At 56.9% G+C, this 11,919-nt stretch carries 12 protein-coding genes; 5 read left to right on the top strand and 7 right to left on the bottom strand.

Annotated elements, in window-relative coordinates:
- Nucleotides 1–3 precede the first annotated feature (3 nt).
- Nucleotides 4–1,779, bottom strand: coding sequence for an N-acetylglutaminylglutamine amidotransferase (locus Q3Y58_RS11675; RefSeq protein ID WP_319622347.1), 1,776 nt, complete (start codon nucleotides 1,777–1,779; stop codon nucleotides 4–6).
- An 85-nt stretch (nucleotides 1,780–1,864) separates the two neighbouring features.
- On the opposite strand from Q3Y58_RS11675, the gene Q3Y58_RS11670 reads away from it, so the two are divergent.
- A complete protein-coding gene (locus Q3Y58_RS11670) occupies nucleotides 1,865–2,341 on the top strand; it encodes a MarR family winged helix-turn-helix transcriptional regulator (protein ID WP_274219620.1) in 477 nt (158 codons plus the stop codon).
- 42 nt (nucleotides 2,342–2,383) lie between these two features.
- On the opposite strand, the gene Q3Y58_RS11665 is transcribed toward Q3Y58_RS11670, so the two are convergent.
- Together Q3Y58_RS11665 and Q3Y58_RS11660 are read right to left on the bottom strand one after the other, a co-directional pair.
- On the bottom strand, nucleotides 2,384–4,216 hold the full coding sequence (locus Q3Y58_RS11665) for a PHA/PHB synthase family protein (protein WP_319622346.1): 1,833 nt from the start codon (nucleotides 4,214–4,216) through the stop codon (nucleotides 2,384–2,386).
- Between the two features lie 226 nt (nucleotides 4,217–4,442).
- A complete protein-coding gene (locus tag Q3Y58_RS11660; protein WP_274219618.1) occupies nucleotides 4,443–4,751 on the bottom strand; it encodes an ArsR/SmtB family transcription factor in 309 nt (102 codons plus the stop codon).
- 250 nt (nucleotides 4,752–5,001) lie between these two features.
- Here Q3Y58_RS11660 and Q3Y58_RS11655 point away from each other — a divergent pair, with 250 nt between their 5' ends.
- The 4 genes from Q3Y58_RS11655 (at nucleotide 5,002) to Q3Y58_RS11640 (ending at nucleotide 8,255) form a co-directional block, all read left to right on the top strand.
- Nucleotides 5,002–5,889, top strand: coding sequence for a LysR family transcriptional regulator (locus Q3Y58_RS11655; RefSeq protein WP_319622345.1), 888 nt, complete (start codon nucleotides 5,002–5,004; stop codon nucleotides 5,887–5,889).
- Nucleotides 5,890–6,001: 112 nt separating this feature from the next.
- Nucleotides 6,002–6,634: an NAD(P)H:quinone oxidoreductase gene (gene wrbA, locus Q3Y58_RS11650; RefSeq protein ID WP_319622344.1), complete on the top strand. Its 633-nt coding sequence runs from the start codon at nucleotides 6,002–6,004 to the stop codon at nucleotides 6,632–6,634.
- A 2-nt stretch (nucleotides 6,635–6,636) separates the two neighbouring features.
- Nucleotides 6,637–7,281, top strand: coding sequence for a DsbA family oxidoreductase (locus Q3Y58_RS11645; RefSeq protein ID WP_319622343.1), 645 nt, complete (start codon nucleotides 6,637–6,639; stop codon nucleotides 7,279–7,281).
- Between the two features lie 104 nt (nucleotides 7,282–7,385).
- Nucleotides 7,386–8,255: an EamA family transporter gene (locus tag Q3Y58_RS11640; RefSeq protein ID WP_319622342.1), complete on the top strand. Its 870-nt coding sequence runs from the start codon at nucleotides 7,386–7,388 to the stop codon at nucleotides 8,253–8,255.
- 30 nt (nucleotides 8,256–8,285) lie between these two features.
- Here the strand turns inward: Q3Y58_RS11640 and Q3Y58_RS11635 are convergent, their stop codons facing one another.
- The 4 genes from Q3Y58_RS11635 to Q3Y58_RS11620 all read right to left on the bottom strand — a co-directional run bounded on the left by Q3Y58_RS11635 (nucleotide 8,286) and on the right by Q3Y58_RS11620 (nucleotide 11,848).
- Complete coding sequence (locus tag Q3Y58_RS11635; protein WP_319622341.1) at nucleotides 8,286–8,876, bottom strand: TetR/AcrR family transcriptional regulator; 591 nt, start codon at nucleotides 8,874–8,876, stop codon at nucleotides 8,286–8,288.
- Nucleotides 8,877–9,039: 163 nt separating this feature from the next.
- Nucleotides 9,040–9,822, bottom strand: a complete 783-nt coding sequence (gene phnX / locus Q3Y58_RS11630) for a phosphonoacetaldehyde hydrolase (RefSeq protein ID WP_274219612.1) — start codon at nucleotides 9,820–9,822, stop codon at nucleotides 9,040–9,042.
- Nucleotides 9,823–9,834: 12 nt separating this feature from the next.
- A complete protein-coding gene (locus tag Q3Y58_RS11625; protein WP_319622340.1) occupies nucleotides 9,835–11,031 on the bottom strand; it encodes a 2-aminoethylphosphonate--pyruvate transaminase in 1,197 nt (398 codons plus the stop codon).
- A 55-nt stretch (nucleotides 11,032–11,086) separates the two neighbouring features.
- Complete coding sequence (locus tag Q3Y58_RS11620; RefSeq protein ID WP_319622339.1) at nucleotides 11,087–11,848, bottom strand: inositol monophosphatase family protein; 762 nt, start codon at nucleotides 11,846–11,848, stop codon at nucleotides 11,087–11,089.
- Nucleotides 11,849–11,919: the final 71 nt, after the last annotated feature.

The following is an 11,919-nucleotide window of genomic DNA, read 5'->3' as shown; positions in this document are numbered from 1 at the left end:
GCCTTATACCTCCTGTGACTGCAGCCACATTTCGAGAAGCGCAACCTGCCACAGTTCCGAGCCACGAAGCTTGGTAATGTGGTCGCTTGGGTTAGCGAAAAGTTGATCCAAATAGCCTTGATTAAACAGACCGCGCTCACGAGCCGACTGACTGGAAAGCGCATCGCGCACCATGTCCAGATAGCTGCCTTCCAGATACTTCAGTGCCGGAACCGGGAAGTATCCCTTCGGACGGTCGATCACTTCGCTCGGCACGACCAGACGGGCTGCTTCCTTCAAAACGCCTTTGCCTTCATGCGCCAGCTTGTGGCGCGAAGGAATCCGGTTGGCGAGTTCCACAAGTTCGTGGTCAAGGAACGGCACCCGAGCTTCAAGGCTCCATGCCATGGTGTGGCTGTCCACGCGCTTGACCGGATCATCCACCAACATCACGTTGGTGTCGAGCCGCAATGCTTTGTCTACCGGGTCGGTCGCCCCGGACAACGCGAAATGTTGCTCCACAAACGCGCGGCTCTCATCCCGATCGGTCCAATAGTCCTTGGAAAGATGCGCGCGCATCTGATCAAACGAGCGATCGAAGAACGCGTCCATATAAGCTTCTACCGGGCTGTTGGCCCCAACCATCTTTGGATACCAGTGATACCCGCCGAAGACCTCGTCCGCACCCTGCCCGGATTGCACCACGCGAATGTGCTTGGAAACTTCACGGGACAGCAGATAGAAGCCGATGTTGTCATAGGACACCATTGGCTCTGACATGGCGGCGATAGCATCTGGCAGATGCTTCTGCATCTCACTGGATTCAATGAAGATCTTGGTATGGTTTGTGCCATAGTGCTTGGCGATCAGATCAGAGTAGACGAACTCGTCGCCGCGCTCGCCGTTCGCTGCTTCAAAGCCGATGGAGAACGTAGCCAACCCTTGCTGCCCCTGCTCTGCCAGCAACCCGACAATCATGCTTGAATCCACGCCGCCAGACAGGAGGACGCCCACCGGTACGTCAGCAATCATGCGGCGGTCCACAGAAGTGCGCAGGCCTGACAACACCATGTCGCGCCATTCTTCCATGCTGCGCTCTTCATCCTCAACGCTACGCTCAAAGCTTGGCGCCCAGTAGACGCGATCAGTAACGTTTCCGTCGCGGTCGTAGCGGCGGATGGTTGCTGCAGGCAGCTTTTTGACACCGTTTAGAATGGTGTGGGGTGCGGGCACCACAGCATGCCAGCTCATGTAGTGGTTCAAGGCGATGCGGTTGATGCTGGTGTCAATCTCACCGCCAGCCAGCAACGCCGGCAATGTGGAGGCAAATGCAACACGGCCGTTGTTCTGTGAATAGTAGAGCGGCTTGATGCCAAAACGGTCGCGCACGAGGTGAACCTCGCCGGACTCATGGTGGTAAACGGCAAAAGCGAACATGCCATGGAACTTCTCGGGAGCCTTGTCACCCCATTCAGCCCAGGACTTCAGGATCACTTCCGTATCGGAGGTGGAGAAGAAACGATAGCCTTTGGCGCTCAGCTCTTCGCGCAGTTCTTTGTAGTTGTAGATACAGCCGTTGAACACCAGCGTCAGGCCCAAGTCCGGGTCCTGCATGGGCTGGGTGCCGCGCTCGCTCAGATCGATGATAGTCAGGCGTCGGTGGCCAAAGGAAACCCGGCCTCTGGTGGTAACACCCATGGCGTCCGGACCGCGTGCCGCCATCTGGTGAGCCATCCTCTCGACACGCGCGGTATTCGCGACTTCGGCTCCGAATACAAACTCACCACAAATACCACACATACCTAATTCTACCTCCATACATTCAGATTGACGCGCTTTACATAGGCCTCTAATCATTAGAGGTCAAATTATCGGAACTCGAACCATGGCAATAGAACACTCAGACCGGATTTTTAAATCGATCCGGCGCATCGTGCGGGCCATTGATCTTCGCTCACGTGAAGTAGCCCGTGCCAGCGGTCTTACAATTCCGCAAATTGTTGTTTTGCAAGGGATTAATGATCTTGGAGAAGTCACTTCAAAAACCCTTGCCCAACATGCTGACCTATCGTCAGCTACCATTGTGACAATTTTGGATGCGCTGGAGAAGAAACAACTTGTGGAACGCTACCGCTCCGGCAAGGATCGGCGAATCGTTCACACGCGTCTGACGAACGACGGCACGGCGGTATTGCAGAGCGCACCCGCGCTGCTCCACGAAGATTTCAAGGATGAACTGGCCCAGTGCTCGGAGGCGGATCGGGAGGCGTTGTGTGCTGCAATTGAGCAGATCGCTGAAATGATGAACGCCCACAAACTGGATGCCTCCGCAATCTTGACAGTCGCCTCAGTGCCGAAGTGAAAGGGCTAGGGCTTAGCCCAACCCTTCCCTTCTCTCGGCGCTTTACAGCTGGTGAATGTACTCACCCGGCGCATCACAGAGCACCTTGTAGCCCTTGCGCGGTGCGCCCATTGTCGGCGGCTTGCCCTTCTCGCCAGATCGCTCGGCCAGCCAAGCGTGCCATTCAGGCCACCAGGAGCCCTCTTTGGTTGGGGCCTGGGCCTGCCAAGTGTCTGGATCCACGTAAGGGTCGCCAGACTTGATGGTCTGCACCTGATAGTGGCGACGTGGATGGCCCGGCTCGCTCACGATGCCCGCGTTGTGCCCCCCGCTGGTGAGCAGGAAGGTCACATCTGTTGCCGGATGCGCGGTGATTTTGTAGGCGGAGCGCCATGGCGCCACGTGATCCTTCACCGTACCGACCGCAAAGATCGGTGCGCGAATGTCTGCGATATGAATTGGGCGGTCTCCAACCATATAGCGCCCACTTGCCAGATCATTGTGAAGGAACAGCTTGGTCAGATACTCCTTGTGCATGCGATACGGCATGCGCGTCAGATCCGCATTCCAAGCCATCAGGTCGTTCACGCCAGTGCGTTCGCCAATCAAGTAGTCATGCACGAGGCGAGACCATACCAGATCGTTTGACCGCAGAATCTGGAAAGCACCTGCCATCTGCATCCCGTCCAGATAGCCCTGCTCCCACATCATGTTGCTCAGGAACGCGATTTCACTGTCGCGAATGAACAGCATCAGCTCACCCGCTTCGGTAAAGTCCACTTGCGCGGCCAGCGTGGTCAGAGAGGCAAAACGGTCATCGCCATCACGGGCCATCGCCGCTGCTGCGATCGAGAGCATGGTGCCGCCAAGGCAATAGCCCACGCCGTGAATTTTCTGATCCGGCACAATGGTGGAGATGGCATCCAGCGCGTCCATGACGCCCTGCTGGCGGTAGTCGTCCATGCCAAGTTCGCGGTCTTCCGCAGTAGGATTGCGCCAGGACACCATGAACACGGTGTGTCCTTGCTCGACCAGGTACCGCACCAAAGAATTTTCCGGAGACAGATCAAGAATGTAGTACTTCATGATCCACGCAGGAACGATGAAGATCGGCTCTGGATATACAGTTTCCGTGGCCGGGCTGTATTGTATGAGTTCAATCAGATGGTTGCGGAAGACCACTTTGCCTTCGGTGGCGGCCACCGCTTCACCCGGCTTAAACTGGTCCAGACTCTCCGGTCGCTTGCCCGACGAATATTGCTCAAAATCTTCAGCGAAGTTCTCTGCGCCGCGCACAAAGTTCATGCCGCCTTCCTTCAGTGCAGTCTTGAGCACTTCCGGATTGGTTGCAATGCCGTTGGAAGGAGCAAACATGTCCAGCAACTGACGGGCAACAAAAGACACCTCGCGTTCGTCTTTTGAGGAAAGGCCATCCACATTGGTGGTCGCCTCCTGCCACCATTCCTGGTTCAGAAGAAAAGCCTGATAAAGATAGTTGTAGGGCCACTTCTGCCAGTCTTCGCTGGAGAAACGACGATCGCCGTTTTGGGGCTTGGCAAAAGGCTCTGCTTTTGCCCCCATCGCTGCGTCACCCAAATGGCTCCACAGCAGCATGTTGTTTTTCAGCGCCTTTTGCGCCAGCAACATTTGCTTGCCGGGAGAAAGAGCCAAGTGTGCTGCCCACGAAAAGCCTTTGGTCGCCATGCCCGCTGGCGACAGGCCTTTGGTCATATGGGCAATGCTGGACTTGAACGCCTTGTCGATCACGTCCGCCGCACCTTCCATGTCGGCAGGTGCCTGTATTTTGGCAACAGGCTTGCCGCGCGCACCGCTGGCGGCAGCTGAGCGTCCATCCGCATGTTCAAATTGGGCTGATGATTTCGAGAAATTCCGCATCGTCCAAGTTCCTCCCGGTCTGGCGCGATGCGCCGTGACTCAACTGTAGCGGTTCAGCTTGCAGCTCTGACGCATAGGTAGTGCCTAAGGGGAAGGAATAACGAATACCGCAGGGGCATGTCAACAAAATTGCTGCATCGCAACAATCATGCCGGGCGAAAATTGTGCTGTGCACGCAAGCGAAAATGAAGGCCTGACAACATCTAAGCTAAGATGAGCAGGCTCCTTACAAATCGCGCTTCAACTGTTGAAGAAACGCGGCGATGTTCTCCTCGTCGCGCTTGTAGTAGGTCCAGGCACCAATGCGCTTTGACACAACCAATTGGGCCCGTTGCAGCGTTGCCAGGTAAGAAGAGATCGTCGACTGAGACAGCCCGGAGCGCTCCTGAATCAGGCTCACGCAAACGCCCTCTACGCCCGCATCCACTTGCTGACGCGCAACATCGAAGTTCTCGAGTGGCTCTTTCAACCACTTCAAGATATCCATACGAACCGGATTGTTGATTGCCTTGAGGGCTTCGCCCAGATCTACCATTTCCGCCTGCTCAAAATGCGTAATAGCGAGGTATTACGATATCCACTTACGCAGGTAAAGCCTATCAAAACGACGATTTGGACCGTGGCCGTTGGTGAAACACGCTGCGAAACGGGCCTACCTTTTAACGCGACACACGTTTACCACCATTGAGCCGTTCCATTTGGCATTCCTTAAGTGGCTGTGCTACCTGTTCGTTTGGTTGCTCCCCTTCAAGCTGCCACCTTTCTCAAGCCCAAGAAAACTCACTATGGATAAACTCAGTGTCATGCGTGCCTTCTGCCGGATTGTGGAGCTGAAAAGCTTTTCAAAGGCCGCAAAGGATCTTGGTCTTTCTCCCGCCATTTTGAGCCGAGAGACCAAGCTGCTTGAAGAAAGTCTCGGCTGTGTGCTGCTCACGCGCACCACCCGCAGCATGACGCTCACCGAGCACGGCGCCCACTACTACGAAGAGGCCCGCCGCCTGCTTTCTGAAGTGGAGGCCTTGGAAACCGGCATTCAGGCCCGCGCGCAGCAGCTCAAAGGCACCTTGCGCGTCAATGCGCCCCTGTCCTTCGGCATCGCCGTTCTTGCCCCCATCACAGCAAGGTTTCGGGAGCTTTATCCCGACCTTCATCTCGGCATCACATTGGATGACCGGGTTGTCGACATGGTGGAGGGCGGCTTCGACATCTCCATCAGGGTGCTGCGGGAACTTCCCGATTCCTCCCTCATCGCCCGCAGAATTGGTCGGTCGGATCAAGCGCTGTTTGCGGCCCCAAAATACCTGTCCGAGCGCGGCCGCCCAACCTCCCCTGAAGACCTTTCAGCTCATAGCAAGCTCGGCTTTTCCCTCGCCGATCACGAACACACGTGGCAACTGGAAGGCCCCGCCGATGGCACGACGCTGCTGGTCACTCCCGAAGTGAGTGTCAATAATAGCCTCTTCATTCGGGATATGCTGCTTGCCAATCAGGGCATTGGCTCTCTGCCAAGTTTCCTGTCCGCTCCTTTGGAAGGAAGCGGCGTTCTTGAACGGGTTTTGCCCGAATATTCATTACCTTCGCGCAACATCTACGCCGTGTTGGCCAGTCGTCTGGCGGCAGATGCCAAGGCCCGCACCTTCATCGAGTTTCTGGAAAGTGAACTCAGCGCCTAAGTGATTTTTTACTCCTCGTAAAAAGTCCTCTCACTTTCCCACGGTTATTCACGCCGCAGCTCTCCCTCATAGTCAGCACAGATCACAACCCAACCAACCAAGTGAGCGTGTTATGACTAAAGTACTTGTTCTGTTTTACTCCAGCTACGGCCACATCCACACCATGGCGCAAGCTGTTGCAGAAGGGGCGCGCCAGGTGCCAGGCGTCACTGTTGATGTGAAACAGGTGCCAGAAACCGTGCCGCAAGAGGTGCGCCATAACGCTGGTTATCAAGACTTCGAAGTGCCCGTGGCCACTGTTGCCGAACTTGAAACCTATGACGCCATCATCTTCGGAACCCCATCCCGTTTCGGCAACATGGCTGCACAGATGAAGCAGTTCATCGACCAGTGCGGCGGCTTGTGGGCGCGCAACGCAATGGTTGGTAAAGTCGGCGGCATTTTCACCTCCACCGGCTCTCAACACGGCGGCCAGGAAAGCGTGATCCTGTCATTCCAGATTGCACTTCAGCATTTGGGCATGTTGATTGCCGGAATGCCTTACACCTTTCAGGAACAAACGCGGATTGACCACATCATCGGCGGCTCGCCTTACGGTGCAGGCACTGTCGCTGGCGGGGCGAGCGAACTGCAGCCCACAGAAACCGATCTGGCCGGGGCTCGCTTTCAGGGCGCACACATCGCACAAATAGCTGCACGGCTGGTGGCCACTCCATCTGTCACTGAACAGCCTGAACTGGTGTAACCATGGCCCGCCCCATGCTGACACTCGACTTCTTCCATGACGTGGTGTGCGGCTGGTGCTTCAACCTGTCACCTCGCCTACGCACGCTGTCCTCGGAGTTTGCTCTGGAGATCATCCATCACACGTTTGTTCTGCAGGAAACCAGAGAGCAGATGATTGCCGCGTTTGGCTCCATGCCAGAGGCCAAGGAAACAATCCTTGGCCATTGGCAAGCCTGCAAGGCCGCTTCGGACACGCCTGAGCGGATCAATATCGCTGCCATGCGCGCTGCGCCCTTCGAATACCCTTGGGGCCTGGTTGCTGCCAAAGCCTGCAAGGCAGCGGAACGGCAAGGCGGTCAGGAGGGCCATTGGGCGTTGTTTGATGCCCTCCAACAAGCGCACTTAACGGATGCCCGCAATGTTGCCGACCCGAAAACCGTTTTGGATGTGGCTGCTTCCATCGGCTTTGATGGTGAGTTGATGGAGCGCGACATTCAAAGTGACCGAATTGCCGAAGCGGTCAGCGCAGATCAACTTCAGGCCCGGAAGCTTCATGTGCGCTCGGTTCCAACCGTCATCGTGCGCGAAACGGGAATGCGTCTCATCAACACGCCGTTGGAAGACTTGCGCGAACAGCTATTGGCCAACATGCGTCTGGCTCTGTAACAACTCAGGATTACAAGGTTAGCTGCAGGGCACTGGTGCCGCCCGCTCCACCCCCAATTTCAGGGCGGCACCAGAAACACAAGAAACAGAAAAGGAGAGGAACGATGGTTCGCCTCTCAGACATTCTTTTAACCGCGCTTGCCCCGGCAATTTGGGGCAGCACCTATTATGTAACCACGGAATTTTTGCCTCAGGGCTACCCGGTTACCATGGCGGCCCTGCGGGCGCTGCCCGCCGGGCTCTTGCTCCTGTTGCTGGTGCGCCGCCTTCCCTCCCGCGAATGGGTAGGGCGCATTTTCCTGCTCGGGGCATTCAACTTCGCGATTTTTTGGGTGATGCTGTTTGTCGCCGCCTACCGGCTTCCCGGTGGCGTCGCCGCCATTGTGGGTGCCGTGCAGCCGCTTTTCGTCATCTTCATCGCCTTTTATCTCATCAAGACACCCATCTTTCTGTTTGCTGTGATTTCGGCCATAGGTGGCATCTTCGGCGTGGCGTTGTTGTTGCTTGGTCCATCCGCCGCTCTTGACCCCATTGGCATTATCGCCGGGCTTGCTGGCGCACTGTCCATGGCGTTCGGCACGGTTCTCAGCCGCAAATGGAAACCGCCCGTGTCCTTGCTGACCTTTACTGCGTGGCAACTCAGCGCTGGCGGCCTCTTGCTGCTGCCCCTTGCCTATTTCATGGAGCCCGCCTTGCCGCCGCTGACCTCCACCAACATCCTTGGCATTGCGTATTTGGGTCTTATCGGTGCTGCGCTTACCTACTACATCTGGTTTCGCGGCGTCGGCCTGCTTGCCCCATCGGCTGTCTCAACGCTTGGCTTCCTGAGCCCAACAACGGCCGTCATTCTGGGCTGGGTCCTGCTGGACGAAAGCCTGACACCAGTGCAGATGCTGGGTGTAGGGGTTGTGCTCGCAAGCATCTGGGTCAGCCAGATGGCGGGGCGCAAAGCCTCAGCGCCAAAACCGGCCTAGCGGTAGTCGCCAGTGTTCCTCAGCGGCCTGTTACTTCAAGCCGCTGCGGAACAGTTCAAGAGAACTCTCGACCATCGCATGGTACCGGTCCTCGCCAAGTGAGAACAAGCCGCGATGCAACAAAAGCCCGTCAACCTGAGCTGCCAAGGCCCGTCCCATAACATCAGGGTCGATGGAGGACCGCACCTCCCCCTTTTCCTGCAGCAGCTTCAATTTTGCTGAGTACGTCTGGCCAAGACGCTCAAAGAAATCGGAGATGCTGCCCGTAAAAGCGTCTGATCCGAAACTGGGGCCCAAAACCTCAAAGAATACCGGAATAGAGCGTGCGTGCTCATCCGTGATGCAGAGCGCCTTTCGCAAAACCGTGAGGAACGCCTCAAGGGTCTCGGTCTGACCGGACCTCATGTAGAGAGTTTCAGCCTCAGCAAAATGGCGTTCCGCAAGCGCCGTTGCCAACGCCTCTTTACTCTTGAAATAGAGGTAAATCGTGCCCTTGCCGAGCCCTGCCACACCTGCAACGTCATTCATGGTCGTGCTGTGATAGCCGCTGTCGCGGAATGCCTTCATGGCGGCGTCAAGGATGCTGTTCTGCATCTCGGCTCTATCGACGATCTTCGGCAAACCGGGCTCCGTTTCCTGCGTGTTTTGAATATGTTGCGCTAATCTCGCACACATCCATACGGACCTGCAACGCTTCTGGATGCACCTGCCAGCCTGGCATTTGCAAAAAGAGGCAGCCCCGTGGACTGCCTCCTGCCTTCATCATCGTGGTTAAGCGATTGCTCTATTCAGCTTCCAGTTTTTCAAGAAGCGCTGGAAGATCGGCAACCGTATCAATCACATGGTCAGCACCAGCTTCCTTCAGGATCCGTGTCGCCTTCTGGCGCAGGGCATCAACGTCTGCTTCTGGGAGCGCGGCCAGCTCCTCGGGCGTCAGGCCAACGGCATTTCCCGACAGCGCGACCCCAACGGTCACACAGCCAGCGGCCACGCCTTCTGCGATACCCGGTGCCGTATCATCCACTTTCACCACAGCAGACGGTGGATAAACGGCCAGATCAACAAACGTCTGGTACATGCCAAGCGGGCCTGGTCGACCTTCAGCCAGATCATCGGCGCAGATCAGGTTGTCCGGGCTATAGCCCTGTTCCGCAGCTACAGGCAAGACACGCTCCATGATGGAACGCACGTAGCCGGTCGTGGAGCCGATCTTCATGCCTTTGGCGCGCAAGCTCTCCACCATTTCCCTGGTACCGGGAACCAGCGTGGCATAGTCCACCACAACCTCTTCATTCATCGGCACGAAGATCTTGTAGACCTCATCCACATCCGCATCCGTTGGGGTGCGGCCATACTTTTCCTGCCACTGTGCGGAGATTTCAGGCACATCCATCATGGCGCGAATATGATCCCACTTCGGCGCGCCCATGGGGCCGCGGGCCTGTTCGATTGTGGCGTTAATGCCAAATTTTTCAAAGGCTTTCACAAATACGCCCATTGGCGCAAAGGACCCAAAGTCAATGGTGGTGCCAGCCCAGTCGAATACGGCAGCTTTAAACTTTGTCATCTTTTCTCTTCCTTAGGGTTGAACTGGCCATGCAGCCAATGCGGCACGTTCTTTCAAGGCCGCAGCGGGTGGCGCGGCACTGGTGACACCAAGCTCGGAGAGGCTTTCGGAAGCGGCCACCACAACGTCGCGCATCACGTGCTCATCCATCTGACCGATACAGCCGACGCGGAAGCTGTCCACCACGGTGAGTTTGCCCGGATAGATGATGAAGCCCTTCTTCTTCATCAGGTCGTAGAACTGCGTGAAGTCGAAGTTCTCATGCTCCGGACAAAAGAAGGTCACGATGATTGGCGAGAGCCACTGGTTGTCCAGCAGGGTCTCAAAACCCAGCTCCCGCATTCCGGCCACCAGGACGTCACGGTTGTTGGCATAACGAGCCCCGCGTGCGCGCACACCGCCTTCGGCCCTGTGCTCTTTCAGGGCCTGAATGAACGCCGCAACAACGTGGGTTGGCGGTGTAAAGCGCCATTGGCCGGTCTTATTCATGTGGGCCCACTGGGCATGCAGATCCAGCGACAAGGAGTTGCTGTTGCCTTTTGCCGCTTCCAGTTCATCCTTGCGGGCCAGCACAAAACCAAATCCGGGAACGCCCTCAATGCACTTGTTGGCCGAAGAAACCACCGCTTCATAGCGAATGTCTTCCGGCTTCAACTCGATTGCGCCAAACGCGGACATGCTGTCCACCAGCAGTTTGCGGCCTGCGGCATAGGTTGCCTCGGAGATTTCCTTGATCGGGTTCAAGATGCCCGAGCTGGTTTCACAATGGATAGCAATTACATGGGTAATCGCCGGATCTTCGCTCAGGATCTGGGTGACCTCAGGCCCGCGTGGTGGCAGATAGTCTCCCTTGTCCAGCAGGGTGTAGTCACGGCCCAAATAGTCAAGTGTCTGCGCCGCGCGCTTGCCGTATGCCCCGTTTGCCAGCACCAGTGCCTTGCCATCCTTGGGGATGAAGGAACCCAGCATGGCTTCCACCACAAACGTTCCGCTGCCCTGCAGGGGTACGCAGTCAAACGCGTCCTTGCCTTCGCCGAGCAGCGCCAAAAGGCGCTCGCGCAGATCACGGGTCATGGCGCGAAAATCGTCGTCCCAGCTGCCCCAGTCGCGCAGCATGGCCTCCTTCACAGTGAAAGACGTCGTCAACGGACCCGGGGTGAGCAGATAGGGCTCACCAAGCTGTGGCGCTTTCAGTCTGTTATCGCTCATGTTCTTGTTCCTTTTCGTGCAAAACACCCGCGCTCCCTGAAGCGGGCATCAATTCTCAAGAGGTCTCGTTGAGTACTTTCAAAAGCGCAGCATGAAGTTCAGGCGTTGCCGCCGAGACCACCGCCCCGCGCGACCTCACATCCAGCGCGTTGCCAGACCAGTCGGTCATCACACCGCCAGCCGCTTCCACCACCACGCACACCGGCAGAATGTCATAGGGCTCAAGGCCGTAGTCGATCACCGCATCCACATAGCCCGCTGCGACCAAGGCGTGGGGGTAGCAGTCAAAGGCCAAGCGGCGGTTCTTGCCCACGCAAAGCAGCCGCTCGAACACCTCGGGGCGATCGCGGTAGAGCCGTTCACCTTCGTTGATGTAGATGTTCGCCTCAGAAAGATCGGTCTGCCCCGAGCATGAGATTTCCTCGCCGTTCAGCTCAGCAGGGCCGCCCTTTTTTGCGGAAAACACCTCTTCCAGCGCCGGCATGCAGATCACGCCCACATCCGGCTGCCCTTTGTGCAGGTGTCCCAGCAAGAAGCCGAAGAGCGGATGGCCCGTCATGAAGGAGCGCGTGCCATCAATAGGGTCCACGATCCACATCTCGTCGCGGTCACCACCTTCGATGCCTTGCTCTTCGCCAAAGATGCCATGCTCCGGAAACTTTGAGGCAAGAAGGGCCCGGACTTCGTCTTCAATGGATCGATCTGCTTCGGTTACCGGACTGAGGTCAGATTTGACCTCAATGCGGACGGGCTTGCGGAAGTAGTGACGTGCCTTGTCAGCTGCCACCGCCGCAATTTCCCGAGCCTCTTCCAACATTCTTTTTGTCCTTGTTTTGAGTTCCATGCGGCAATAGCCGCCCATCCGCGTAAAAGCGTCCCGTCACGCAC

This window comes from Nesiotobacter zosterae (genome assembly GCF_033843645.1).
Classification (GTDB): domain Bacteria; phylum Pseudomonadota; class Alphaproteobacteria; order Rhizobiales; family Stappiaceae; genus Pseudovibrio; species Pseudovibrio zosterae.
Note: the sequence above shows the minus strand (reverse complement) of the source record. Positions and strands in the feature narration are given on the sequence as shown.

Coding starts and splice junctions, on each gene's coding strand:
- Q3Y58_RS11675 (WP_319622347.1), bottom strand. CDS start 1,779: ATGTGTGGTATTTGTGGTGAGTTTGTATTCGGAGCCGAAGTCGCGAAT.
- Q3Y58_RS11670 (WP_274219620.1), top strand. CDS start 1,865: ATGGCAATAGAACACTCAGACCGGATTTTTAAATCGATCCGGCGCATC.
- Q3Y58_RS11665 (WP_319622346.1), bottom strand. CDS start 4,216: ATGCGGAATTTCTCGAAATCATCAGCCCAATTTGAACATGCGGATGGA.
- Q3Y58_RS11660 (WP_274219618.1), bottom strand. CDS start 4,751: ATGGTAGATCTGGGCGAAGCCCTCAAGGCAATCAACAATCCGGTTCGT.
- Q3Y58_RS11655 (WP_319622345.1), top strand. CDS start 5,002: ATGGATAAACTCAGTGTCATGCGTGCCTTCTGCCGGATTGTGGAGCTG.
- wrbA (WP_319622344.1), top strand. CDS start 6,002: ATGACTAAAGTACTTGTTCTGTTTTACTCCAGCTACGGCCACATCCAC.
- Q3Y58_RS11645 (WP_319622343.1), top strand. CDS start 6,637: ATGGCCCGCCCCATGCTGACACTCGACTTCTTCCATGACGTGGTGTGC.
- Q3Y58_RS11640 (WP_319622342.1), top strand. CDS start 7,386: ATGGTTCGCCTCTCAGACATTCTTTTAACCGCGCTTGCCCCGGCAATT.
- phnX (WP_274219612.1), bottom strand. CDS start 9,822: ATGACAAAGTTTAAAGCTGCCGTATTCGACTGGGCTGGCACCACCATT.
- Q3Y58_RS11625 (WP_319622340.1), bottom strand. CDS start 11,031: ATGAGCGATAACAGACTGAAAGCGCCACAGCTTGGTGAGCCCTATCTG.
- Q3Y58_RS11620 (WP_319622339.1), bottom strand. CDS start 11,848: ATGTTGGAAGAGGCTCGGGAAATTGCGGCGGTGGCAGCTGACAAGGCA.